General features: G+C 51.7%; 1 protein-coding gene and 1 pseudogene. Both read left to right on the forward strand.

The genetic code is table 11. The annotated features are described in order from the left end of the window. Positions 1-169, forward strand: a pseudogene (locus ACTHUR_RS15590) (EamA/RhaT family transporter); the annotation flags it as partial. Between the two features lie 178 nt (positions 170-347). Beyond that, positions 348-621 (forward strand): lyase family protein (locus tag ACTHUR_RS15595; protein ID WP_440399546.1); only part of this gene is annotated, 274 nt, incomplete at its 3' end.

Genomic DNA, 621 nt, shown 5'->3' on the forward strand with positions numbered 1-621 from the left:
GGTCTTCGCAGGCATGAACATCGGCGTCATCGTCTTGGGAACGTTGGTCGGCGCGATGGCGTTTAAAGAAAAAATCAGCAGCATCAACGCCGCAGGCATCAGCGTCGCCGTCTGCGCCATTGCCTGTTTGTTTTACTGGCCGCAGATACGGGGGCTGGTCGGTATGTAAGCATGTAAAAGGTCGTCTGAAAAGGTTTCAGACGACCTTTTGTCTTTCGGGTGGGAGTGTTTTTCCTGCTTTGATAACAACGGTGCATTTGCAGCTAGACAACCCATGCAAAACGGTCTAATGTTCCGCCTGCATATGCACATTACTTGATAAACCAACGAATGAGAAGGTAAGAGAAATGACTGTCCGTATCGAACACGATTTGCTGGGCGACCGCGAAATCCCCGCCGAGGCGTATTGGGGCATCCATACTTTGCGCGCGGTGGAAAACTTTAAAATTTCCAATCAAAAAATTTCCGACGTGCCGCAGTTTGTCCGCAGCATGGTGATGGTGAAAAAAGCGACCGCGCAGGCAAACGGCGAACTGGGTGCGGTGAAACCCGAAATCGCTGCCGCCATTGAAAAGGCTTGCGACGAAGTGTTGCTCAAAGGCCGCTGCCTCGACCAATTCC

This window comes from Neisseria sp. P0021.S007, from assembly GCF_051956855.1.